This is a genomic window from Janibacter terrae NBRC 107853, assembly GCF_001591405.1.
GTDB classification, from domain to species: domain Bacteria; phylum Actinomycetota; class Actinomycetes; order Actinomycetales; family Dermatophilaceae; genus Janibacter; species Janibacter terrae.
Genome location: NZ_BCUV01000003.1, coordinates 242,605 through 264,470 on the forward strand (window position 1 = coordinate 242,605; position 21,866 = coordinate 264,470).

Below are 21,866 nucleotides of genomic sequence, written 5' to 3' on the forward strand. Positions count from 1 at the left end.
GGCAAGGAGCCGGCCCAGGACGGGGAGGATGGACATGGGTTCCAGGAGTGTGGGCACCGCGGTGCTGACCGTGGGCTTGGCGATCGGGGTCACCGGCGGTGCCGCTGTCGTGCAGAGTGCGCCTGCCGAGGCGGCGAACGTCACGCGCGTGCAGTCGTCGATCGACGTGGGTGGGTGCGTGATCCGGCTGTACTCGTACGGGCCGCGGGTGCACGCCAACCACACGCACACGTGCGTCGGGGTGAAGAGCGTCAACATCACGGGCACGGGACGGCTGCAGATCCACTTCAGCGAACCGGGGCGCACGGTTGGCCTGTCCGCCGGGTCGGACGAGACGCTCACCGGTCGCGGGATCGCGGCGGGCATCGACGGCACGTCGCGGTACGCCACGGTGAGCCTCTACGACACGCGCCTGAAGCGGCGCCTGCACCTGGGCCGCAGCACCGACTACCGCAGGGCGGCCGGTGCCTCGTCGAACATCTGGTTCAGCTCGACACGGGTGCTGTCGTGAGGCGCCTCGCCGGTGCCGCGGCCCTGGTTGCCGTCGGCCTCGTCGGTGGGGCAGCCGGGTCGCACGCGATGTCGACGAACCGACCTGCGGCCATCGCGCCCGCGCAGGTCGAGGTCATCGCCTGCCACATCGAGTGGGACGCGCAGGCGCGCGCCCCTCGGTTGGACCGTGGGAGCGGCAGTGGTTGCAGCGGCGTCTGGGGCACGCACGTGGACGCCCGGGGTCGCGTCGTCGTCGACCACGCCTCCGACCCCGTCATCTCGATCGAGGTGACGCCCGACGAGGCCGCCGTCGCCCGGGGCATCTCGGCCGGCCCCTCCGGGGGCGGCAACACGACGAAGCTGACCGTCCACGACTCGCGCGTCCGACGCGCCCTGGACCTGTCGTCGCGCTCGGACGCATCGCGTCTGGGCGGCGGCTCGGGCTGGTGGCTCGTCATCACCCACGACTCGCGCTGAGCGGGGGACGAAGGGGTGGGGCGACTGGGGCTTGAACCCAGGACCGGCGGATTATGAGTCCGATGCTCTGACCGACTGAGCTACCGCCCCGTGCGCCCGGAGGCGTCGGCGTGAGAGTACCGCGCGAGGGGCCGCGACCCGTGGTGAGGGTGAGGCGCACGTGAGGGCTGGTGCTCCTGTGATCCATGGGGCACAATGGCCGTCACAAGCACGTCCGCGTGCACATATCGCTCGAGCAGCACACCGCGACAAGCAGTAGCGCGCAGCCGTTCGGTCCTCCGGGTGAGTGCCTGGCGTTGGGGAAGACGTCCATCGCACTCAAGGAGGATCAGGATGTCTGCAGGAAAGCGCATCAGCACCCGCGGGGTGGTGTTCATCCACAGCACCCCCACGGCCCTGTGCCCCCACATCACGTGGGCGCTCGAGGCCGTGCTGGGTCAGGCTGTGTCACTGGACTGGACCGATCAGACGATCGGCCGGTCTCTCAAGCGTGCCGAGTTCTCCTGGACGGGGGAGCCCGGCACGGGCGCGAAGCTCGCCTCTGCCCTCCGCGGCTGGGAGGGCGTGCGCTACGAGGTGACCGAGGAGGCCACGCCTGGCCTCGACGGGTCCCGGTGGAGCCACACCCCCACCCTCGGCATCCACCACGCGACGATCTCCGCGTCCGGCGACGTCGTCCTCCACGAGAACCGTCTGCGTGAGGTCATGACCCTCGCCCAAGGCGCCGGCGAGGCCGTCGAGGACATGCTCGGCGAGCTGCTCGGCGATCCCTGGGACGCCGAGCTCGAGCCCTTCCGTCACGCCGGCGACGGCGCGCCGGTCCGCTGGCTGCACAAGGTCGGCTGAGCAGACCCGCCCACCCCCATGACGAAGGGGGCCGCGCTCCCTCCTTGACGCGGCCCCCTTCGTCATGCCCGGATCCGGGTCAGTCCTCCGCTCCCGGGACCGTCGGCGCGGCCGCGATCGCGTCCCCGGCGGTGCGCCCGCGACGGTTGATGCGCCGCTCGAGGAGACCGGCGAGGGAGGTGAGCGCCCAGTTGACGACGATGAACATGATCGCCACGACGACGAGCGCGGCGAAGATGTTGGAGTGCAACGAGGAGAGGTTCTGCCCCTGCTGCAGCAGCTCGGGGTAGGTGATGACCGTGCCGAGCGCCGTGTCCTTGAGGATGACGACGAGCTGGCTCACGAGGGCCGGGAGCATGGCCGTGACGGCCTGCGGGATCTGGATCGAGCGCAGGACCTGGCCACGCGAGAGGCCGACGGACAGGCCGGCCTCGCTCTGCCCGGACGGCAGCGAGTGGACGCCGGAGCGGAGCAGCTCGGCCATGACCGACCCGTTGTAGAGGGTCAGCGCGGTCACGACGGCGGCGAGCGGGTTGAGGTCGGCGGAGAAGACGCCGTTGTAGGCGTAGATGCCGAAGAAGAAGATCATCATGATCAGCACGGGGATGGCCCGGAAGAACTCGACCACCGCCCCGCTGACCCAGCGGATGACGCGGTTGCCCGAGAGCCGACCGGTCCCGAAGACCAGCCCGAAGAGGGTTGCTCCGACGACCGAGAGGCCGGCTGCCTTGAGCGTGTTCCACAGGCCCAGGAGCAGGTAGTAGCGCCACGTGGACCACTCGAGCATCGGCGACCACTTGGCCCCGGAGAACTCGTCGTACTCGTTGAGCTTGCCGACGACGACCCAGAGGATGCCGGCGGCGACGAGCAGGCCGAGGAGGGCGACGATGCGGTAGCGGACCCGCGCCCGGGGCCCGGGGTTGTCGAAGAGGACGGTGCTCGTGCTCATCGCTTGACCGCCAGACGCCGCGAGAGGCTCGTCATCCCGATGCCGATCGGCAGGGTGAGGAGCAGGAAGAACCCGGCCACGAGGGCGAAGGTCAGGTAGTTGAGGTCGGCGCGCAGCTCGATGGCCGAGCTCATCAGCGCGGCGGTCTCGGCGACGCCGATGGCGGCGGCGACCGTCGTGTTCTTGATGAGCGCGATGATCACCGAGGCGAGCGGGGCGATGGCACCGCGCACGGCCTGGGGGAGGACCACGTGGCGCAGGTTCTGCGCGAAGCCCAGGCCCAGCGAGCGCGCGGCCTCGGCCTGGCCAGGTGGGACGGTGTTGATGCCGCTGCGCAGCGCCTCGCACACGAAGGCCGCGTGGTAGACGGCCAGACCGACGATGGCCCAGCGCACCCCGTTGTCCGTGATCGACGTGGGGCTCGACTCGTCCGCGAGGTTGATGCCGAGGTCGTAGAGCATGACGAGGATCGTGAAGGTGAGGATCAGCGTCAGCGGGGTGTTGCGGACGATGTTGACGTACGCCGCGCCCGCGAAGCGGAAGATGCCCACCGGGCTCACGCGCATGATCGCCACGACCGTGCCGATGACCAGTGCCCCGACGAGGGAGAACAGGGCCAGCCTGATGGTGAGCCAGAAGGCCCCCCACACGTCGAACTGCTGGAAGAGCTCGTTCATCCACTACTCCTTGTGCGCGTGCGTCGTCGTCCCCGCGGTCGGGGTGGGCCGAGCGGCCCACCCCGACCGCTCGCCGTCAGGAGCAGGCGTCGAGCTTCGGCGGGTTGGTCTTGGTGTCGACCTCGAAGCCGGCCGGGCCGAAGTTGTCCTCGACCGCCTTGTCCCAGGCGCCGTCGTCGACCATCTTGGTCAGGGCCTTGTTGACGTCCTCGCACAGGGCCGTGTCGCCCTTCTTGAGGCCGACGCCGTAGCGCTCCTCCGAGAAGGGGGCGCCGACGACCTTGAGCTTGCCCTTGTACTGGTCCTGCGCCGCGTAGCCGGCGAGGATCGTGTTGTCGGTGGTCAGGGCGTCGAGCTGCCCCTTGGACACGGCCTCCGCGCACTTGGAGTAGGTGTCGAACTCCTGCAGGTTGACGCCCGGCACCTCCTTCTTGACGTTGTCGGCCGACGTGGAGCCGGTGACCGAGCACAACTTCTTGCCGTCGAGGTCCTTGGGCCCGGTGATCTTGGCGTCGGACGCGACGAGCAGGTCCTGACCGGCGACGAAGTACGGGCCGGCGAAGGAGACCTTCTGCTTGCGCTCGTCGGTGATCGAGTACGTCGCGAAGATCAGGTCGACCTGGCCGGTCGCGATGAGGTCCTCGCGCTGCTTGCTCGGGGCCTGGACGAACTGGACGTCGGTCTTGCCCAGCTCCTTGGCGACGTAGTTGGCCACGTCGACGTCGAAGCCGGAGTAGGTGTTGCCCTCCTTGAGGCCGAGTCCGGGCTGGTCGAACTTGATGCCGATCTTGATCGAGCTGTCGCCGCCGCCACCGCCGTCGGTCCCTCCACCGTCGTCGCTGCCACAGGCGGCGAGGGCGGCTGCGAGGGCGAGGGTGGCGCCTGCAGCGCCGATGCGTCGCATGGTCATGGTGTCCTCCTGGTTGGTGGTGCTGTCGGGTCGGTGCGGCTCTAGTGGCTGAGGATCTTGCCGAGGAAGTCCTTGGCCCGCTCGCTCTGCGGGTTGGTGAAGAACTCCTCGGGGGTGGCCGTCTCGACGATCTGCCCGTCGGCCATGAAGACGACGCGGTCGGCCGCGCGTCGGGCGAAGCCCATCTCGTGGGTCACGACGACCATCGTCATGCCGGACTGGGCGAGCTGGATCATGACGTCGAGGACCTCGTTGATCATTTCCGGGTCGAGGGCCGAGGTCGGCTCGTCGAAGAGCATGACCTTGGGTTCCATGGCCAGGGAGCGCGCGATCGCCACGCGCTGCTGCTGGCCGCCGGAGAGCTGCGCGGGGAACTTCGCGGCCTGGGCCTCGACCCCGACACGGGTGAGCAGCTCCTGGGCGCGCTGCTGCGCCTCGGCCTTGGACTTCTTGCGCACCTTCATCGGCCCCAGGGTGACGTTGTCGAGGATCGTCTTGTGGGCGAAGAGGTTGAAGGACTGGAAGACCATGCCGACGTCGGCGCGCAGGCGGGCCAGCTCCTTGCCCTCCTCGGGCAGCGGCTGGCCGTCGATGGTGATGCTCCCGGACTCGAAGGTCTCCAGGCGGTTGATCGTCCGGCACAGGGTCGACTTGCCCGACCCGGAGGGGCCGATGACGACGACGACCTCACCCTTGCCGATCGTCAGGTTGATGTCCTTGAGGACGTGCAGCTGCCCGAAGTGCTTGTTGACGTCGGTGAGCACGACGAGGGGTTCATGGGTGGCGTGCGCGGTCGGCATGGCGACGAACCTATCGCCCTGAGCGTGTGCCGCGTCGTTCCCTGGGGTCAGAGCGGGATGTTGCCGTGCTCCCCACGTCGTGCCGGGGCCTCCGCCAGGGCAGCGGCCACCGCAGAGCGGGTGCGCGTCGGCTCGACGATCTCGTCGACGACGCCGATCTCGACGGCCCGCGCCAGGCCGCCCGAGAGGCGGTCGTGCTCGTCGGCCAGCTGCTGCTCGACCTCGGCGAGCTCGGACTCCTCGACCTCCGCGAGCCGGCGGCGGTGCAGGATCCGGATCGCGGCGACCGAGCCCATGACGGCGACGTGCGCGTCGGGCCAGGCGAAGACCTTGGTCGCGCCGAGCGAGCGCGAGTTCATCGCGATGTACGCGCCGCCGTAGGTCTTGCGGGTCACGACCGTCACCCGCGGCACGACCGCCTCGGCGAACGCGTGGAGGAGCTTGGCCCCCCTTCGCACGACGCCGTCCCACTCCTGGCCGACGCCGGGCAGGTACCCGGGGACGTCCACGAGGACGACGAGCGGCACGCCGAAGGCGTCGCACATGCGCACGAAGCGCGCTGCCTTCTCCGCGGACGAGGAGTCCAGGCAGCCGCCGAGGCGCATCGGGTTGTTGGCGACGACGCCGACCGTGCGGCCGCCCATGCGCCCGAGGGTGGTGACGATGTTGGGCGCCCACCGGCCGTGCAGCTCCTGCAGCGGGCCGTCGTCGAGGAGCTGCTCGACGAGCGGGTGCACGTCGTACGCCCGCTTGGCGGACTCCGGCAGCTGCTCGGCCAGGTCGACGTCGTTGACGGCGCCGAGGTCGAACTCGCCCTGGTCGCCGAGGAGCCGGCAGAGCGTGCCGGCCCGGGCGAAGGCGTCGTCGATGGACTCGGCCAGCACGTGGACGACGCCGGAGCGGCGACCGTGGGGCTCGGGACCACCCAGGCGAAGGGCGTCGACGTCCTCACCCGTGACCGAACGGACGACGTCGGGCCCGGTGACGAAGATCCGCCCCTCCGGGGCGAGGATGACGATGTCGGTGAGCGCGGGACCGTAGGCGGCACCCCCGGCGGCCGCGCCGATGACGACGGAGATCTGCGGGATCCTGCCGGAGGCCCGGGTCATGATCGCGAAGACCTCGCCGACCGCGTGCAGCGAGACGACGCCCTCGGGCAGGCGGGCGCCGCCCGAGTGCCACAGGCCGACGACGGGGACGCCGTCGGCCAGGGCCCGCTCGTACGCGGCCACGACGACCTTGCAGCCGGCGACGCCCATGGCGCCGCCCATGATCGTCGCGTCGGAGACGAAGACGACGACCGGCTGACCGGCGACGGTGCCCGTCGCCGCGAGCATCCCCGAGTCGTCGTCCGGGGTGATCAGCTCGAGCGAGCCGTCGTCGAGGAAGGCCGCGAGCCGGTGGTTGGGGTTGCGGGGGTCCTCCTCGCGGGGGACCTTCGGGCGCTTGCCGACGGCCGCGGACGCCGCGTTGGGCTGGCGGGTCACCGGACGGTCCTGAAGGCGAGGGCGACGTTGTGGCCACCGAACCCGAAGGAGTTGTCCAGGACGAGCAGCTCTCCGTCACCGAGCTGGCGCGGCGTGTCCCGGATGATGTCGAGGTCGACGGCGGGATCGAGGTTGTCGATGTTGATCGTCGGGGGAGCCACCCGGTCGCGGACCGCCTGGATCGCGAAGACGGCCTCGAGGGCGCCGGCGGCGCCGAGGAGGTGCCCCGTCATGGACTTGGTCCCGCTGATGGCCATGTGGTCGGCGTCCTTGCCGAAGGCGCGTCGGATCGCGGCGACCTCGGCCACGTCGCCCACCGGGGTGGACGTCGCGTGGGCGTTGATGTGGCACACGTCGGCGGGCGTGGCGCCCGCGTCGCGGACCGCGTCGGCCATGGCGCGGGAGGCGCCCGCCCCCTCCGGCTCGGGGGCGGCGATGTGGTGCGAGTCGGCGCTCACGCCGAAGCCGGCGAGCTCGCAGATGATGTTGGCCCCGCGTGCCTTCGCGTGCTCCTCGGACTCGAGCACGAGGATCGCCGCGCCCTCACCGAGGACGAAGCCGTCGCGGTCGGTGTCGTAGGGGCGCGAGGCGGACTGGGGGGCGTCGTTGCGGGTCGACAGCGCCTGCATCGCGGCGAAGCCGGAGATGGGCAGCGGGTGGATCGAGGCCTCGGAGCCACCGGCGATGACGACGTCGGCGAGCCCCTCGCGGATCAGGTGGGCGCCGTAGCCGATCGACTCCGCGCCGGAGGAGCAGGCGGAGACGAGCGTGTGCGCCCCGGCCCGTGCGCCGAACTCGAGCGAGACCGTGCCGGCCGCGCTGTTGGGCATGAGCATCGGGATCGACAGCGGGTAGACCCGACGAGGGCCCTTGGTGCGCAGGGTCTCCCACGCGGTGAGCAGCGTCTGCACGCCGCCGATGCCGGTGCCGACGGAGCTGGCCAGGCGCTCCGGCTCGACCTCGGGCGAACCGGCGTTCTCCCACGCCTCGCGGGCGGCGACGAGCGCGTACTGGGCGAAGGGGTCCAGACGCTTGGTCTCGACCTTCTTGAGCACCTCGGCGGCGGGCACGGCGAGCTGGGCGGCGAAGGTCACCGGCAGCTCGAACTCCTGCACCCAGTCGGCCTCGAGGGGGGCGGCGCCGGGGCGGCCGGCGAGGGCCGCCTGCCAGGTCTCCTCGGCGGTACCGCCGAGCGGGGTCGTTGCGCCGAGTCCGGTGACGACGACGGTGGGCCGGGGAGAGGTCATGGGGGCTCCTGTCGGGTGGGGTGGGAGAGAGGGTGGTTCCCCCCTTCGCTCAGGGCGAAGGGGGGATGCTCACCGGTCTCAGGCGGCCTGGTTGGCCTGGATGAAGTTGACGGCGTCACCGACGGTCTTGAGGTTCTTGACCTCTTCGTCGGGGATCTTGGCCCCGAACTTCTCCTCGGCGGTGACGGCGATCGTCATCATCGACAGCGAGTCGACGTCGAGGTCGTCGGTGAAGGTCTTGTCGGCGGTCACCTCGGACGCGTCGACACCCGTCTCCTCCGAGACGATCTCGGCGAGGCCGGCGAGGATCTCCTGGTCGCTGTAAGCCATGGGTCGTTCTCCTTGTGCATCGGTGGGGTGGTCCGAGAGCCCGTCGGACCGACGGGTTGAACTTCAGGGGAGCGTCACGACCTGCGCGGCCCACACGAGGCCGGCGCCGAAGCCGATCTGCAGGGCCAGCCCGCCGGGCTCGACCTCGCCCTCGCGGAGCATGCGCTCCATCGCGAGGGGCACCGAGGCCGCGGAGGTGTTGGCCGTGGTGACGATGTCGCGGGCGACCGGGAGGTCGGCCGGCAGGCCGAGCGTCTTGACCATCTGGTCGATGATCCGCACGTTGGCCTGGTGGGGGATGAAGGCGGCGAGCTCGTCGGCGCGCACGCCGGCGACGTCGAGGGCGCGCTGCGCCTCCTTGGCCATCGACCACACTGCCCAGCGGAAGACGCTCGGGCCCTCCATGACGATCGCGGGCCAGCGCAGGTCGCGGTCGGTGCGGACCTCGTTCCACGAGTCGCGCTGGGCGATGAGGTGCTTCTGCTCGCCGTCGCTGCCCCAGACGGTCGGGGAGATGCCCGGGACGTCGCTGCGCGAGACGATCGCGGCGCCGGCGCCGTCGCCGAAGATGAACGCCGAGCCGCGGTCCAGCGGGTCGGTGAAGTCGAGCAGCTTCTCGACCCCCACGACGAGGACGTGCTCGGCGGTGCCGACGCGGACCATGTCGTTGGCGACGGAGATCGCGTGGCAGTAGCCGGCGCACGCCGCGGAGATGTCGAAGGCCGCTGCGCGCGAGCCGAACCGGGAGGCGAGCTCCGGCGCGGCGGCGGGGGTCTGGTACGGGTGGGTGACGGTCGCGACGAGGACGGCGTCGAGCTGGGCGGCGTCCAGGCCGGCGTACTCGAGCGCACCCCGCGACGCGTGCTCGGCCATGTCGACGACGGTCTCGTCGGGCGCGGCCTTGTGCCGCGACGCGATGCCGGAGCGCTCCCGGATCCACTCGTCGGAGGAGTCGATCGGGCCGACGATCTCGCTGTTGGGGACGACCTGCGCGGGGCGGTAGCCGCCGATGCCGGTGATGCGGGCGTGGTGGAGGACGTCCGGGACGCCGAGGGTGCTCATGCGATCGACCCTTCGGGGTGCAGGCGCAGGATGGGCTGGCCGGGGGAGACCGGGTCGCCGTCCTCGACGAGCCACTCGACGACCGTGCCGGGGTGCCCGGCGCGGACCTCGAGCTCGTCGCGCAGGGAGGAGATGCGGGCGACCACGTCGCCGGCGGTGACCGCGGTGCCGGCCGCCTCGGCGCCGATCGCCACGGTGCCCTTGACCGGCGCGGTGACCAGGCGCCACGTCGGCTGGCTCGCGTCACGGGCCGAGCCGTGCTCGCGGACCATGCGGTGGGCCGCCTCGAGGTCGTCGGGGGACTTGAGCGCGAGGACCTCGACGCCCTTGAGCCCGCGCTTGGCCAGGCCGGTGAGCGCGCCCGCCGGCGGGACCTCGATGATGCCCGTGACGCCGAGGTCGCGCATCGTCTCCATGCACAGGTCCCAGCGCACCGGGTTGCTCACCTGGGTGACGATGCGGCGCAGCACCTCCGTGCCGGAGTGGACGACGCTGCCGTCGACGTTGGACACGAGCGGGACGCGGGCGTCATGGGTGGACACCGCGCGGGAGAGGCGGGCGAGGTCGTCGACCGCGGGGGCCATGTGCTGGGTGTGGAAGGCCCCGGCGACCTTGAGGGGGATGACCCGGGCCTTGGCGGGCGGCGCCTCGGCGAAGGCGGCGAGCTGCTCGAGCGTGCCGGCGGCGACGACCTGGCCGGCGCCGTTGACGTTGGCGGGGGTGAGGCCGTGGGCCTCGATCGCGGCGAGGACCTCCCCTTCGTCCCCACCGAGGACGGCGCTCATGCCGGTCGGGGTGACCTCGGCGGCGCGGGCCATGGACCGACCGCGCTCACGCACGAGGACCATGGCCTGCTCGGCGCTGATGACGCCGGCGGCGGAGGCGGCGGTGATCTCGCCGACGCTGTGGCCGGCGCCCGCGCCGACCACGCGGAACCCGTCGGCGGGGTGCTCGAAGAGCGCGAGCAGCGAGAGCAGGCCGGCCGCGACGATCAGCGGCTGCGCGACCGCGGTGTCCTTGATGGTCTCCTCGTCGGAGGTCGTGCCGTGCGTGGCGAGGTCGATGCCGGCGACGGTCGACAGCCAGTGGAGGCGGTCGGCGACGCCGGGCAGCTCGAGCCACGGGGCGAGGAAGCCGGGCGTCTGTGAGCCCTGGCCGGGACAGGTGATGGCGAGCACCTCTCAAGAGTCGCCGCCGAAGGGGGGCGCCTGCGAGGTCGACGCCTCCAGAGAATCACCGCGCGTTCTTGGAGGCATCCTCCAAGATGGCTCCGATCGTCAGACCGACGCGCACGGTGAAGGCCTCGTGCGGGTCGGTCAGGTCGTAGCCGATGAGCTCGGTGATCCGGCCCAGGCGGTACCGCACGGTGTTGACGTGGACGATGAGCGCGCGGGCCGTCGCCTCGAGGCCGGTCGAGTCGAGGTGGGTGCGGGCGGTCTCGAGCAGGCTGGGGTGCTCCTCGAGCGGTTCCTGGACGTTCTCGACGAGGGTTGCCCTCGCGAGGTCGTCCCCGGCGACGGCCCGCTCGCCGAGCAGGTCGTCCGCGGCGACCGGGCGCGGTCGGGCGGGCCAGCCGGGCGCGGCGAGGTGGCCGGCGACCGCCGCGTGGGCCGACAGGGCACCCTCGCCGAGATCGGCGACGCGCGGCCCGTGCACGAGGTCCCCGTCCGCGAAGCACCCGGCGAGGCCGGCGGCGGCCGCGGCCGGCTCGGTGACCCCACCGAGGACGGCGACGAGTCGGTTGCCCTGCACCCCGGCGAGGACCGGCAGGCCGAGCCGGTTCCCGGCCCGGTGGACGTCGATGATGGCCGCAGCAGGGTCTTCCCCGCCCGCTGGGTGCGGCGAGTTGCCCACCAGCACAACGACATCGGCGACCTCGCCCCACCCGAGCGCAGCGGCGCGGCTCCGGATGGACTCGTCGACCTCGCCCCGCATGACGGCGTCGATGACGAGGGACTCGAGCCGGGCGTCCCACGCGCCGCGCTGCTCGGCGGCCTGGGCGTACACCTCGGCCGCACCGAAGGCGATCTCGCGGGCGTACCGCAGCACGGCGATGCGCAGGTCGGTGACGTCCTTGGGGCGGGCGAGGGACTCGACCTGCTCCTCGACGACGTCGACGACCGTGCGGGCCAGCTCGAGGGTCTGCGCGAGGTTGATGGTGCGGGTCAGCTCGCGGGGGGCGGCGCCGAAGGTCGCGCGGGTGTCGGCCGGCTCGATCCCGTCGAGCCAGTCGATGAAGTTGGAGATGCCCGCCTGGGCGACCAGTGCCACCCACGAGCGCTCCTGGGCGGACAGGCGCGTGTACCACTCGTGCGTGGCCTCCAGGCGCTGCGTGGCCGCCGTGGCGAGCTCGCCGCCGGAACGCCGCACCTGGCGGCGAGTGGTCAGCGAGACGAGTCCACGGCGCGGCATGCCCCGATCCTATGTGCGAACCACACAACGCACGGAACCCTGCATTGCCCTAGGGCAATACAGGGTCCCGAGTGCGTTCGCGTGGCTGCGGGACGGCCCGTCAGTCGGTGCCGAACTCCATCGCGGCCCGGTCGAGGGCGTCGTCGAGCTCGTCGACGTCCTGGGTGGCCGGGTTGGAGGCGATCTGGTCGGCGCCACCGGCCTCGAGCTGACCCATGATCTCGAGGTAGCCGCCCGAGAGCTGGTCCTGCGCGGCGTAGACCTCGAGCTTGCCGCGGCTGTCGGCGATGTCGAGGTTGCGCATCGTCAGCTGCCCGATGCGGTCGACGGGGCCGAAGGCGGCGTTCTCCGTGCGCTCCATCGACAGCTTGTCCGGGTGGTAGCTGAAGTGCTCGCCGACCGTGTTGACGATCGTCCAGTCCTCGCCGCGGCGCAGGCGCACGGTGACCTCACCCGTGACGACCGAGGCGACCCAGCGCTGGATCGACTCGCGCAGCATGAGCGACTGCGGGTCGAACCAGCGGCCCTCGTAGAGCAGCCGGCCGAGGCGGCGGCCCTCGGCGTGGTAGCTGGCGATGGTGTCCTCGTTGTGGATCGCGTTGAGCAGGCGTTCGTAGGTGAGGTGCAGCAGGGCCATGGCCGGGCCCTCGTAGATGCCGCGCGACTTGGCCTCGATGATGCGGTTCTCGATCTGGTCCGACATGCCCAGGCCGTGGCGGCCACCGATGTCGTTGGCGGCCATGACGAGCGCCACGGCGTCGCCGCCGAAGTCGTCACCGTTGATGGCGACCGGACGCCCGCGCTCGAAGCGCACCGTGACGTCCTCGGTCTCGATGGCGACCTCGGGGTCCCAGAACCGCACGCCCATGATCGGGTCGACGATCTCGAGCGACTGGTCGAGGTGCTCGAGGGTCTTGGCCTCGTGGGTGGCGCCCCAGATGTTGGCGTCGGTCGAGTAGGCCTTCTCCGCGCTGTCCCGGTAGGGGAGCCCGCGCTCGGTGAGCCACTCGGACATCTCCTGGCGCCCGCCGAGCTCGGTGACGAAGTCGGCGTCGAGCCACGGCTTGTAGATGCGCAGACCCGGGTTGGCCATGAGGCCGTAGCGGTAGAAGCGCTCGATGTCGTTGCCCTTGAAGGTCGAGCCGTCGCCCCAGATCGAGACGCCGTCCTCCTTCATCGCCCGCACGAGCAGGGTGCCGGTGACGGCGCGGCCGAGCGGCGTGGTGTTGAAGTACGTGCGACCACCCGAGCGGATGTGGAAGGCGCCGCAGGCGAGGGCGGCCAGGCCCTCCTCCACGAGCGGGGTCTTGCAGTCGACGAGCCGGGAGAGCTCCGAGCCGTACTGGCCGGCGCGACCCGGGATCGACTCGATGTCGTCCTCGTCGTACTGACCGAGGTCGGCGGTGTACGTGCAGGGCACCGCCCCCTTCTCGCGCATCCACGCGACGGCCACGGAGGTGTCGAGCCCGCCGGAAAAGGCGATGCCGACACGTTCACCAACAGGGAGGGAGTTCAGTACCTTGGACACGGCCCCCACCCTAGGACGTGCGCGGCAGGGGCGACCACCGGGCTTCACCGACTGGTCACGTCGCAGACACGGCGAGGTCGCCGCAGGCACGACGAGCGTCCCTAGCGTCGCGCCCATGAGCCCACTTCGACTCGCCACCGGCGTCGCCTGCGCCGCCGCACTCCTCGTCCCCACCGCCGCGTCCGCCGCGCCGACCCTCGCTCCCGCGAAGGCCCCCGGGGCCACGAGCGCCTCCGACAACCCGGGGTACCGCGAGAAGGGCATGGCGGACCCGCTGGTGTTCGCCCACCGCGGTGCCTCCGGCTACCGTCCCGAGCACACCCTCGCCGCCTACGACCTCGCCGTGCGGCAGGGCGCGGACTACATCGAGCCCGACCTCGTCATGACCAAGGACGGCGTCCTCGTCGACCGGCACGAGCCGGAGATCGGTGGCACGACCGACGTCGCCGAGCACCCCGAGTTCGCCGACCGCCGGACGACGAAGAACCTCGACGGCACCCAGGTCACCGGCTGGTTCGTCGACGACTTCACCCTCGCCGAGCTGAAGACGCTGCGCGCCAAGGAGCGCCTCGGCGCCATGCGGCCCGGGTCTGCCTCCTACGACGGGCGGTTCGAGGTGCCGACCTTCGAGGAGGTCCTCGCCCAGCGTGAGGAGCTCTCCCGCTCGACCGGACGCGTCGTCGGGATCATCCCGGAGATCAAGCACTCGACCTACCTGCACGCGGAGGGCTTCGACCCCGAGGCAGAGGTCGTGCGCCTGGCGAAGAAGTACCACCTCAACCACCCCAAGGCCCCGATCTGGGTGCAGTCCTTCGAGCTCACCGCGCTCAAGGACCTGCGCGTCGCCCACGGGTACAGGGGCAGGAGCACCTTCCTCACCACGGTCAAGGGCGGTCCGTACGACCTGCGCGAGGAGGGCACGACCTACGCCGAGCTGACCACCGCCGCGTCGATGGAGGACCTCTCGCTGTGGATCGACGGCTTCGGCCCGGAGAAGAACGCGGTCATCGCCCGCAACGCCGACGGCACCCTCGGCGAGCCGACCTCGTTCGTCCGCGACGCCCACGCCGCCGGGCTCAAGGTCACCCCCTGGACCTTCCGCGCGGAGAACACCTTCCTCCCGACCGACTACCGCAGCGGCGCGGACCCGGCGGCCCACGGCCGGATGGCCGACGAGGTCACCAGGTTCTACGAGATCGGTGTCGACGGGGTCTTCTGCGACCAGCCCGACATCTGCGTCGAGGCCCGCACGGACTTCCTCGCCGGCAGCTGACTCGGCCCCGCCGACGACTAGGTAAGGCTAGGCTTACCTCGACTCAACCGTCGAGGAGGAGCACGTGAACCATCCACCGGGTCTGGCCCGCACGGTCGTCGCATCCGCGAGCCACGTCGAGGTCGGGATCATGGGGCACAGAGCCCCGCTGGCCGCGCATGCCGTGGACGAGGGGGGCGCCCTCCTGTTCTCCCTCGGGGAGGCCGCACCCGAGTGCACCCACCTGGTCCGGCCCGGCACGTCCGGTCCGGTCGTGCACGCCGTGGCGACCGACGTCTCGGGCGTCGCGCACGCCGGGCGGGTCCGCGGCCGGGTGACCCTGTCCGGCCGGGCCGAGGTGCTGGCCGATCCCGTCGACGTGGGGCTGCGCGCCCACCTCGGTCTGGCGGAGCGATCCCTCGTGGCCCGGCTCGAGCCGACCGAGGTCACCCTCGAGTGGTCCGTCGAGAGCGGCAGGACCGCCCGGCCCGCGGTGGACGTCGACCCGGGGGACTACGCGGCCGCGGAACCCGACCCGCTCGCAGGATGGGCGGACGGGTGGCTCGTCCACCTCGACTCCGCGCACCGGGACTCCCTGCGCGAGCTCGTCGTCGACGCGGTCCAGCCGGTCGCCGTCGTCCGACCGGTCCACGCCGACGCCGACGGCATCGTCCTGCGTGAGCACGTGGGGGTGAGCCGCCGGGACATCCGGGTGCCCTTCCCGCGGGCCGTGCGGTGCGGGTGCGAGGCGATCCAGGCGCTGCGCGTGCTCATCTCCGTGGGCACGCTCGGCTGACGGACGCCGGCGACCGCCGTCAGACCGGGGCGAGCGGCGTGTGCGGCCCGGGCGGGAGGTCGACGCCGATCGTGTCGCCGGCGCGCACCGTCCCGCTCACCTCGACGACCCCCATGACGCCGGCGCGACGTTCGATACCGACGCTGTCGCCACGGCGCACGACGAGCCGGAGCAGGCCGGGGGAGTGCTCCTCGATCTGGCGGCACGGGTTGCGCAGCCCGGTGACCCGCACGACCGCCTCACCCATCCGCAGCCGGGTGCCCTCGGGCAGTGCGAGCAGGTCGACGTCGCCGGTCAGGACGTTCTCGCCGAGCGAGCCCGGACCGAGGTCGTGACCCGCCGCGCCCGCCTCGTCGAGGAGCGCGGCCTGGATGAGGTGCACCTGGCGCAGGTTGGGCTGGTTGGGTTCCCGCCGCACGCGCGAGCGGTGCTGCACGAGGGTGCCGGCGTGGGCGTCCCCCCGGACCCGGAGGCCGGCCACGAGCTCGATCTCCTCGCACGGGGCCTTGCTGAACCGGTGCAGCTCGTCCCGGCTCACCGCGACGACGAAGGGGGGTGCCCACACCCGTGATCCTGTCACGGGTGTGGGCACCCCCTTCGAGACGGCGCTGGCGCGCCTCCTCAGGGAGCGAGCCGACGGCGCTGGCGCGCCTCCTCAGGGACCGTGCGGATGGCGCTGGCGCGCCTCCTCAGGGACCGTGCGGATGGCGCTGTGGCGTCAGGCGTCGCCTCCGGCGTTGCCGGAGGTGCCGGCGGTGACGTCGAGGAGGCGGTACGTGTCGGCCGCCTTCTTCGGGACGTCCTCCGCGACCCAGCCGCGGTCGGCGAGCATCTGCAGGGCGCGCACCGCCATCGACGGACCGTCGACGTGGAAGTACCGGCGAGCGGCGGCGCGGGTGTCGGAGAACCCGAAGCCGTCGGTCCCGAGCGCCGAGAACTCCTCGGGCACCCAGGGGCGGATCTGGTCCTGGACCTGCTTCATGTAGTCCGAGACCGCGACGACCGGGCCGACCGCGCCGTCGAGCGCCTGCGTGATGTACGGCGTGCGGCGCTCGCGCTCCGGGTAGAGGAAGCGCTCCTCGTCGCAGGCCATCGCCTCCCGCCGCAGCTCGCTCCAGCTCGTCACCGACCAGACGTCGGCGACGACGCCCCAGTCGTCGCGCAGCAGCTGCTGGGCCTCGAGGGCCCATGCCATGCCGACGCCGCTCGCGAGGAGCTGGCAGCGCGGCGGGGTGTCGCCCAGGCCGGAGGCGTCGCCGGCGGCGTAGCGGTACAGGCCCTTGAGCAGCGCGTCCACGTCCAGGCCCTCGGGCTCGGCCGGCTGGACGATCGGCTCGTTGTACAGGGTCAGGTAGTAGATCGCGTTGCGGCTCGGGTCGGACTGCGGGGCGTCGCCGCCGTACATCGTCTCCAGGCCCTTGCGCATGATGTGCGCGATCTCGAAGCCGTAGGCCGGGTCCCACGCCACGACGGCCGGGTTGGTCGCCGCGAGCAGCGGGGAGTGGCCGTCGGCGTGCTGCAGACCCTCGCCGGTGAGCGTCGTGCGACCGGCCGTGGCGCCCAGCATGAAGCCGCGCGACATCTGGTCGGCGGCCGCCCAGATCCCGTCACCGGTGCGCTGGAAGCCGAACATCGAGTAGAAGATGTAGACGGGGATCATCGGCTCGCCGTGCGTCGCGTAGCTCGTCGCCGCCGCGGTGAAGGCCGCGACCGAGCCGGCCTCGTTGATGCCGGTGTGGACGATCTGCCCTTGCTCCGACTCGCGGTAGGCGAGCATGAGGTCGGCGTCGACCGAGGTGTAGTTCTGGCCGTGGGGGTTGTAGATCTTCTTCGTCGGGAAGAAGGAGTCCATGCCGAAGGTGCGTGCCTCGTCCGGGATGATCGGCACGATCCGATCGCCGAACCCCTTCTCCCGCATGAGGTCCTTCAGCAGGCGGACCCACGCCATCGTCGTGGCGATCTCCTGCTTGCCCGAGCCCTTGGCCATCTGCGCGTACTTGTCGTCGCCGGGCAGCTGCGGGGTCTTGTACTCGACGCGGCGCGAGGGCAGCCCGCCGCCGAGCTTGTCGCGTCGCTCGCGCATGTAGGCGATCGCCTCGTCCTGCTCGCCGGGGTGGTAGTACGGCGGCAGGTACGGGTCGGCCTCGAGCTGCTCGTCGGTGATCGGGATCTTCAGCCCGTCCCGCAGACCCTTGAGGTCCTCGAGCGTCAGCTTCTTCATCTGGTGGGTCGCGTTGCGACCCGCGAAGTGGGTGCCGAGGCCGTAGCCCTTGATCGTCTTGGCGAGGATGACCGTCGGCTGGCCGGTGTGCTCCATGGCCGCCCGGTAGGCCGCGTAGACCTTGTTGTAGTCGTGGCCACCGCGCTTGAGCTTCCACCAGACGTCGGCGTCGCTCCAGTCCTCGACGAGCTTGCGGGTGCGCGGGTCGCGGTTGAAGAAGTGCTCGCGCACGTAGGCGCCGTCGTTGGCCCGGAAGGTCTGGTAGTCGCCGTCGGGCGTCTGGTTCATGAGGTTGACCAGGGCGCCGTCGCGGTCGGCGGCGAGCAGCGGGTCCCAGCCGCGGCCCCACACGACCTTGATGACGTTCCAGCCGGCGCCACGGAAGTAGGCCTCGAGCTCCTGGATGATCTTGCCGTTGCCACGGACCGGGCCGTCCAGGCGCTGCAGGTTGCAGTTGACGACGAAGGTGAGGTTGTCGAGCTCCTCGAAGGCCGCCGTCTGGAGCAGGCCGCGGCTCTCCGGCTCGTCCATCTCGCCGTCGCCGAGGAAGGCCCACACGCGCTGCTGCGAGGTGTCCTTGATGCCGCGGTTGTGCAGGTACTTGTTGAACTGCGCCTGGTAGATCGCGTTCATCGGGCCGATGCCCATGGAGACCGTGGGGAACTCCCAGAAGTCGGACATCAGGCGCGGGTGCGGGTACGACGGGAGGCCGAGGTCGGTGCCGCCGGCGAGGTGAGCGGCCTCCTGCCGGAACCCGTCCATCTCCTGCTCGGTGAGCCGACCCTCGAGGAAGGCGCGGGCGTACATGCCGGGGGAGGCGTGGCCCTGGAAGAAGATCTGGTCGCCACCGCCGGGGTGGTCCTTGCCACGCCAGAAGTGGTTGAAGCCGACCTCGTAGAGCGTCGCGGCGGACGCGTAGGAGGAGATGTGCCCGCCGACGCCCACGCCGGGACGCTGGGCGCGGTGCACCTGGACGGCGGCGTTCCAGCGGATCCACGCGCGGTAGCGCCGCTCGACCTCCTCGTCGCCCGGGTACCAGGGCTCGTCGACGGGGGAGATCGTGTTGACGTAGTCCGTCGTCGTCAGCGACGGCACGCCGACGTTCTTCATCCGCGCGCGCTCGAGCAGGCGCAGCATCACGTAGCGGGCACGATCACGTCCCGACTCGTCGATGAGGCTGTCGATGGAGGCCAGCCACTCGGCCGTCTCCTCGGCGTCGATGTCCGGCAGGTGGGTGGGGATGCCGTTGAGGATGGGGCCGTCGCTGAGATGATCTGAGCCGGGCACGGGTGTCGTCCTTTCACAAGACCGATCCGCCCGAGGTGACGGCGGACACAGCCATCCTCTCGCGCGGTGTGGCGGCTCACAAACCGGGGTCGATCTGCGAGATGCGCCGCGCGTGGGCGTAGGCGGTCGCGCGGTCCCCCCGGACGAAGCCGAGGAGGGTCAGCCCGGACCGCTCCGCGACCTCGATCGCGAGCGTCGTCGCGGCCGAGACGCAGGCGAGCACGGGGACGCCGGCGACGGCCGCCTTCTGCGCGATCTCGAAGCCCGCCCGGGAGGAGACGAGGAGGGTGTGCCCACGCAGGGGGAGACCCCCTTCGCGCGCCGCCCACCCGATGACCTTGTCCACCGCGTTGTGCCGGCCGATGTCCTCGCGGACGACGAGCAGCTCGCCGTCGGGTGCCAGCAGGGCGGCCGCGTGGACGCCACCGGTGGCCTCGAAGACCTTCTGCCGAGTGCGCATCGCGTCCATCCCGGCGTGGATCGCGTCGAGCTCGACGCGGGTCTCGTCGGTGGACGGGCTGTGGGGGAGCGCGGCCAGCAGGTCGTCGACGGAGGTCGACCCGCAGACGCCGCACGCGCTCGTCGCGATCTCGGTGCGCTCGGTGATCGGTCGCCGCAGGGAGACGCCCGCGGCGAGCGTCACCTCGACGACGTTGAACGTCGGTGACCCGTCCGGGCCGGTGTCCGTGCAGTGCATCATCGTCGCGACCGCGTCACCGTCGGCGATCAGGCCCTCGGCGACGAGGTGACCCAGCGCGAGGTCGAAGTCGTCACCCGGCAGACGCATCGTCGTCGTCACGGTCGTCGACTCGGGGCGAAGGGGGTTGCCCCCGGCCGGCACGCCCCGGTCCGGCAGCGCCGCGACCCGGATCTCCAGCGGTTCCTCGACGGCGACGGACTCGATCCGTCGAGCCGGGCGCTCGCCCAGCCGCTCCACGCGCAGCCGCTGCGTCATGCGTCCCATCCGCCTGCCTCCTTCGGTGGCCACCTCCCTCCACCCTACGGAGGGGGTCTGGTGAGATGGAGAGGTGGACGACCCCGCGACCCCGCCCCCTTCGCCCGGACCGACCGTGCTCCCGCTGACCGGTGACCACGGGGCCCGCTGGCGCCCGGTCTCGCCCGCGCTGACGCACGTGCGCCGCGTCTCGACGACCGTGGTGATCGCCCCCTTCGTCATCGCCCTGGTCGTCTGCGCGGTGCTGCTCACGCGGTGGTGCGCGATCCCCGCCGTCGTCCTCGTGCTGCTGTGGCTGTGGCTCATGTGGCTCATCCCGCGGCAGGTCACCGCCGTCAGCTGGGCCGAGCTGCCCGAGGAGCTGGCGATCCGCAAGGGACGCTTCTGGCGGCACATGGTGACGATCCCGTACGGGCGGATCCAGTACGTCGACATCGTCTCCGGGCCCTTCAAGCGGGCGAAGGGGATCGCCGACCTCACCGTCAACACGGCCTCGCCGCAGAGCAGCGGCGACATCCCCGGGCTACCCGTCGAGGTCGCCGAGGAGCTGCGCGTACGCCTCGCCGCACGCGGCGAGGCGCAACGGGCCGGGCTGTGAGCGAGCCCGACGCGGACGGCTTCGTCCGGGTGCACCCGCTCTCGCCGTACGTGCGTGGCGGACTCGTCGTGCTCGCGGTCCTCGGCTACGTCGTCTCCCAGCAGGTGGACCGGGTCGCGGGGCTGCTCACCGACGCCCCGGGGGACGCGGGGAGCATCGGCTTCGGCCTGCTGCAGCTGGCGGGCGTGGCCGTCGTCGTGCTCGGCGCCGTCGCCCTCGGCCTCGTCTCGTGGTGGTTCACGCGGTACCGCCTCGGCGAGGAGAGCCTGGAGATGCACACCGGCGCCGTCTTCCGCCAGCACCGGCAGGTGCGCTACGACCGCATCCAGGCCGTCGACCTCGTGCGGCCGCTGCTCGCCCGCCTCACGGGGTTGTCGGAGGTGCGCGTCGAGTCGGCGGGCGGCGGGGACTCGCACGTCTCGATCGCCTACCTGTCGCTGCGGGACGCCGAGCAGGTGCGCGAGCGGCTGCTCGGGCTCGCCGACGCGGCCAGCGCGCCGGCCGTCGTCCGGGCCGTCCCCGAGGCCGCGGCGAGCGAGCCGGGCAGCGTCCCGCCGGCCCAGCGGGCCGTCGGCGAGCTCGTCCTCGCGATGCCCGTCTCGCGGCTGCTCGCCTCGATCGTCCTGAGCGGCGACGCCGTCCTCGTGGTCGTCGCGGCCGTCGTGGGTCTGGTGCTCACGCTGCTCGACCTCGCGCCGGTCGTCACCGGCTTCATCCCCTTCGTCATCCTCGGCGGGCTGCGCTCCCTGGGTCGGCTCGCGCGCTGGTACGGCCTCACCGTCACGCGCAGCGGCGACACCCTGAGCAGCCAGCGGGGGCTCACCGACACCCGCACCTCGACGGTGCCGCTGCAGCGCGTCCAGGCCGTCGCCATCAAGCAGCCGCTCTTCTGGCGGAGGGCGGGGTGGTGGTCCCTCGAGGTCAACGTCGCCGGGGCCCGGATCGGCTCGGCGAGCGAGTCGGCCGCCGACACCGTCCTCGTGCCGGTCGCGACGACGCCCGAGGTGCTCGCCCTCCTCGAGGTCGTCACGCGCGACCGCGGCACGACGGCGGAGGTGGCCGCGCTCCTGGACGGCACGCCCGCGGGCTTCGTCGGCCAGCCGGCGCGCGCCCGGTGGCTCTTCCCCTTCGCGCACCGGCGGATCGGGTACCTCGTCGGCCGCCGTGCCCTGGTCACCCGGTCCGGGTGGCTGGAGCGCCGGCTCGCGATCGCGCCTTGGGGTCGGGTCCAGTCCCTGACCGTCGCGCAGGGTCCGATCGCTCGCCGGCTGGACCTCGCCAGGGTCGACGTGGTGAGCACGGTGGGGCCGGTCAGACCGAGCGTCGCGGGACTGGACCGGGCACGGGCGGAGGGCCTGAGGGCGCTCACGGCGGAGCGTGCGCGGGGTGCGCGCCACGACGACGAGGGGACCGGTGGTTGCGATCCCGCGCCGGACACGATGGACTGTGACCGATGAATGATCAGCGAACAGCAGAGAGGACCAGCGTGGAGACCGGGGAGTCGACCTCAGGAGGTGAGCTCGCCACGACCGCCGTCGAG

At 71.8% G+C, this 21,866-nt stretch carries 21 protein-coding genes and 1 tRNA gene; 7 read left to right on the forward strand and 15 right to left on the reverse strand.

The window, feature by feature from the left end:
• The first annotated feature begins 34 nt into the window (after positions 1-34).
• Entirely contained in the window at positions 35-511 is a 477-nt protein-coding gene (locus JT1_RS03630; protein ID WP_169701833.1) for a hypothetical protein, read from the forward strand.
• A complete protein-coding gene (locus tag JT1_RS03635; RefSeq protein WP_068323161.1) occupies positions 508-969 on the forward strand; it encodes a hypothetical protein in 462 nt (153 codons plus the stop codon). The genes JT1_RS03630 and JT1_RS03635 overlap by 4 nt, the downstream gene beginning before the upstream one ends.
• A gap of 16 nt (positions 970-985) precedes the next feature.
• Here JT1_RS03635 and JT1_RS03640 read toward each other — a convergent pair.
• Positions 986-1,059, reverse strand: a tRNA-Ile gene (locus JT1_RS03640).
• 243 nt (positions 1,060-1,302) lie between these two features.
• Here JT1_RS03640 and JT1_RS03645 point away from each other — a divergent pair.
• Complete coding sequence (locus tag JT1_RS03645) at positions 1,303-1,815, forward strand: DUF3145 domain-containing protein (RefSeq protein ID WP_068323164.1); 513 nt, start codon at positions 1,303-1,305, stop codon at positions 1,813-1,815.
• Positions 1,816-1,894: 79 nt separating this feature from the next.
• Here JT1_RS03645 and JT1_RS03650 read toward each other — a convergent pair whose 3' ends face one another.
• The 11 genes from JT1_RS03650 to argG all read right to left on the reverse strand — a co-directional run bounded on the left by JT1_RS03650 (position 1,895) and on the right by argG (position 13,217).
• A complete protein-coding gene (locus JT1_RS03650) occupies positions 1,895-2,764 on the reverse strand; it encodes an amino acid ABC transporter permease (protein ID WP_068323167.1) in 870 nt (289 codons plus the stop codon).
• Positions 2,761-3,441: an amino acid ABC transporter permease gene (locus JT1_RS03655; protein WP_068323170.1), complete on the reverse strand. Its 681-nt coding sequence runs from the start codon at positions 3,439-3,441 to the stop codon at positions 2,761-2,763. The genes JT1_RS03650 and JT1_RS03655 overlap by 4 nt, the downstream gene beginning before the upstream one ends.
• 76 nt (positions 3,442-3,517) lie before the next feature.
• Entirely contained in the window at positions 3,518-4,351 is an 834-nt protein-coding gene (locus tag JT1_RS03660) for a glutamate ABC transporter substrate-binding protein (RefSeq protein ID WP_068323173.1), read from the reverse strand.
• A 41-nt stretch (positions 4,352-4,392) separates the two neighbouring features.
• Positions 4,393-5,151: an amino acid ABC transporter ATP-binding protein gene (locus tag JT1_RS03665; protein WP_068323176.1), complete on the reverse strand. Its 759-nt coding sequence runs from the start codon at positions 5,149-5,151 to the stop codon at positions 4,393-4,395.
• 47 nt (positions 5,152-5,198) lie between these two features.
• Positions 5,199-6,638 carry a carboxyl transferase domain-containing protein gene (locus JT1_RS03670; protein ID WP_068323179.1) on the reverse strand — a complete coding sequence of 480 codons (1,440 nt, stop codon included), beginning with the start codon at positions 6,636-6,638 and terminating at the stop codon, positions 5,199-5,201.
• A complete protein-coding gene (gene fabF, locus JT1_RS03675) occupies positions 6,635-7,885 on the reverse strand; it encodes a beta-ketoacyl-ACP synthase II (protein WP_068323182.1) in 1,251 nt (416 codons plus the stop codon). The genes JT1_RS03670 and fabF overlap by 4 nt, the downstream gene beginning before the upstream one ends.
• Before the next feature lie 78 nt (positions 7,886-7,963).
• Positions 7,964-8,215 (reverse strand): acyl carrier protein, encoded by a 252-nt coding sequence (locus JT1_RS03680; protein WP_068323185.1) that lies wholly within the window; start codon positions 8,213-8,215, stop codon positions 7,964-7,966.
• 63 nt (positions 8,216-8,278) lie between these two features.
• Positions 8,279-9,277 (reverse strand): beta-ketoacyl-ACP synthase III, encoded by a 999-nt coding sequence (locus JT1_RS03685; protein WP_068323189.1) that lies wholly within the window; start codon positions 9,275-9,277, stop codon positions 8,279-8,281.
• On the reverse strand, positions 9,274-10,455 hold the full coding sequence (locus JT1_RS03690; RefSeq protein ID WP_068323191.1) for an acyltransferase domain-containing protein: 1,182 nt from the start codon (positions 10,453-10,455) through the stop codon (positions 9,274-9,276). Before JT1_RS03690 ends, JT1_RS03685 begins: the two co-directional genes overlap by 4 nt.
• Before the next feature lie 55 nt (positions 10,456-10,510).
• Positions 10,511-11,689, reverse strand: coding sequence for a PucR family transcriptional regulator (locus JT1_RS03695; protein ID WP_068323194.1), 1,179 nt, complete (start codon positions 11,687-11,689; stop codon positions 10,511-10,513).
• A gap of 100 nt (positions 11,690-11,789) precedes the next feature.
• Positions 11,790-13,217: an argininosuccinate synthase gene (gene argG / locus JT1_RS03700; RefSeq protein ID WP_068323473.1), complete on the reverse strand. Its 1,428-nt coding sequence runs from the start codon at positions 13,215-13,217 to the stop codon at positions 11,790-11,792.
• Between the two features lie 115 nt (positions 13,218-13,332).
• Here argG and JT1_RS03705 point away from each other — a divergent pair, with 115 nt between their 5' ends.
• Both JT1_RS03705 and JT1_RS03710 read left to right on the forward strand, forming a co-directional pair.
• Entirely contained in the window at positions 13,333-14,490 is a 1,158-nt protein-coding gene (locus tag JT1_RS03705; protein WP_068323197.1) for a glycerophosphodiester phosphodiesterase, read from the forward strand.
• A 64-nt stretch (positions 14,491-14,554) separates the two neighbouring features.
• Positions 14,555-15,265 (forward strand): DUF2470 domain-containing protein, encoded by a 711-nt coding sequence (locus tag JT1_RS03710; RefSeq protein WP_068323200.1) that lies wholly within the window; start codon positions 14,555-14,557, stop codon positions 15,263-15,265.
• A 19-nt stretch (positions 15,266-15,284) separates the two neighbouring features.
• Here JT1_RS03710 and JT1_RS03715 read toward each other — a convergent pair whose 3' ends face one another.
• The 3 genes from JT1_RS03715 to fdhD all read right to left on the reverse strand — a co-directional run bounded on the left by JT1_RS03715 (position 15,285) and on the right by fdhD (position 19,737).
• Positions 15,285-15,830 (reverse strand): MOSC domain-containing protein, encoded by a 546-nt coding sequence (locus JT1_RS03715; protein WP_068323203.1) that lies wholly within the window; start codon positions 15,828-15,830, stop codon positions 15,285-15,287.
• Positions 15,831-15,983: 153 nt separating this feature from the next.
• Positions 15,984-18,773, reverse strand: coding sequence for a pyruvate dehydrogenase (acetyl-transferring), homodimeric type (gene aceE / locus JT1_RS03720; RefSeq protein WP_068323206.1), 2,790 nt, complete (start codon positions 18,771-18,773; stop codon positions 15,984-15,986).
• A 76-nt stretch (positions 18,774-18,849) separates the two neighbouring features.
• Complete coding sequence (fdhD, locus tag JT1_RS03725; RefSeq protein ID WP_068323209.1) at positions 18,850-19,737, reverse strand: formate dehydrogenase accessory sulfurtransferase FdhD; 888 nt, start codon at positions 19,735-19,737, stop codon at positions 18,850-18,852.
• 64 nt (positions 19,738-19,801) lie between these two features.
• On the opposite strand from fdhD, the gene JT1_RS03730 reads away from it, so the two are divergent.
• Positions 19,802-20,326 (forward strand): PH domain-containing protein, encoded by a 525-nt coding sequence (locus JT1_RS03730; RefSeq protein WP_245634754.1) that lies wholly within the window; start codon positions 19,802-19,804, stop codon positions 20,324-20,326.
• Positions 20,323-21,783 (forward strand): PH domain-containing protein, encoded by a 1,461-nt coding sequence (locus tag JT1_RS03735; RefSeq protein ID WP_068323212.1) that lies wholly within the window; start codon positions 20,323-20,325, stop codon positions 21,781-21,783. The genes JT1_RS03730 and JT1_RS03735 overlap by 4 nt, the downstream gene beginning before the upstream one ends.
• Positions 21,784-21,866: the final 83 nt, after the last annotated feature.